The 1,900-nt window shown below is 51.9% G+C and carries 1 protein-coding gene and 1 pseudogene; both read right to left on the reverse strand.

Annotation, left to right across the window (positions count from 1 at the left end; translation table 11 throughout):
• A pseudogene (locus DFO57_RS22510) lies at positions 1–251 on the reverse strand (flagellin FliC); the annotation flags it as partial.
• Positions 252–604: 353 nt separating this feature from the next.
• Positions 605–1,537, reverse strand: coding sequence for a flagellin (locus tag DFO57_RS22515; protein ID WP_014605572.1), 933 nt, complete (start codon positions 1,535–1,537; stop codon positions 605–607).
• Positions 1,538–1,900 lie beyond the last annotated feature (363 nt).

A 1,900-nucleotide genomic window follows, 5' to 3' on the forward strand; every position in this document is an offset into this window, starting at 1 on the left:
ACTTCGGTCAGCGCGCCTTCAGCGGTCTGCGACAGAGAGATACCGTCGTTGGCGTTGCGGGCAGCAACGGTCAGGCCGTTGATGTTAGAGCTGAAGCGGTTAGCGATCGCTTCGCCGGCTGCATCGTCTTTTGCGCTGTTAATACGCAGGCCGGAAGACAGGCGCTCAATCGCAGTACCCAGCGAAGACTGAGATTTGCTCAGGTTGTTCTGAGTAACCAGAGACAGGGTATTGGTATTAATAACTGCCATAATAATTATCCTTTATATAAAAATTACAGGGTTTGGATTCGGCCTGCGGCTTCATCACCTTCAATATTGTTATCGCCCGTCATGAGCAAAACTTTACGCAGGACGCAGGTTTTTTTAATCGTCCGTTGGAAAACCTGTTCAGATGGAATCTCAGGCGTAGCTGAATAACCTCATCAGCAACATAAAAGCCATTGCGCTGTTTCGCATTGGGCTATGAATGCCCGACACAAAAAGCAATGGATGAGGTAAAAGCAAAACGGGAGCAAACTCGTTTGAGAAGGATATTTATATGACACAAATGAAAAACGCCTTCATAACTGAAGGCGTTTTTATTGATACAGGTTTTGCGGCGATTAACGCAGCAGAGACAGCATGGTCTGTGGAACCTGGTTGGCCTGGGCCAGTACAGAAGAACCAGCCTGCTGCAGGATCTGCGCGCGGGACATGTTCGACACTTCCGTTGCGTAATCCGCATCCTGGATACGGCTGCGGGCCGCGGTCAGGTTGGTTACGGTGTTGTTCAGGTTGCTGATGGTGGACTCAAAACGGTTCTGAGACGCACCCAGCAGGCTGCGCTGGTTGTCTACCGCTTTGATCGCCTTATCGATATCGGCCAGCGGCGTGGTGCCTGCTGCAGTACCACCGGTACCACCGGTGACGGCACCTTTCAGCACGTCGAAACCGATCGCTGAAGTGGTACGCGCGTTGCCGTTTACAGTGTCGCCCGTGGTCATTGCGCGGGTGTTCTGGGTGGTACCAGACTGACCGGCTGAGGCCAGGTCAAAACCGTCGCTTGCGCTGATGGTGATACCGATGGTTTCACCGTCTTTCGCGCCAACCTGGAAGTTGTAGGTGCTGCTGCCTGAACCGGTGTTCAGCACTTTGATGCCGTTGAAGTCGGTCTGCTTGGTGACGCGGTCGATTTCCTGCATACGCTGGTTAACTTCAGCCTGAATCGAGTCGATGTCAGACGCTGAGTTAGAGCTGTTCTGCGCCTGAACGGTCAGGTCACGTACGCGCTGCAGGTTGTTGTTGACTTCGGTCAGCGCGCCTTCAGCGGTCTGCGACAGCGAGATACCGTCGTTGGCGTTGCGGGCAGCAACGGTCAGGCCGTTGATGTTAGACGTAAAGCGGTTAGCGATCGCTTCACCGGCTGCATCGTCTTTCGCGCTGTTGATGCGCAGGCCGGAAGACAGACGCTCAATGGCAGTGCCCAGTGATGACTGAGATTTGCTCAGGTTGTTCTGAGTAACCAGAGACAGGGTATTGGTATTAATGACTGCCATGATGAATGTCCTTTAATAAGAAAGTCAGGGTCAGGTATTTGGCCTGCGGCTTTATTGCCTTCAATATTGTTATCGCCCGCTCTGGTTGAAACTTTAATTCTTCGTGTCGTTTTTTATTACTTTGCCGTAAAAACCTAAGCCTGTACTGCTAAAGCGGACATCACTTCGTACAAAAAGAGCCTCAAAACGCTGTTCAATACCTTACCGCGCGCCTAATCCGTTGAGGTTGTCATCAGCCTGCCGCGGCAATAAAAAAACGCCCTCATTGCTGAGGGCGTTTTTATTAATACAGGTTTTGCGGCGATTAACGCAGCAGAGACAGCATGGTCTGTGGAACCTGGTTGGCCTGGGCCAGTACAGAAG

The sequence above is a fragment of the Pantoea sp. AG702 genome (assembly GCF_003182295.1).
In the GTDB taxonomy this organism is placed as follows: Bacteria; Pseudomonadota; Gammaproteobacteria; order Enterobacterales; family Enterobacteriaceae; genus Pantoea; species Pantoea ananatis.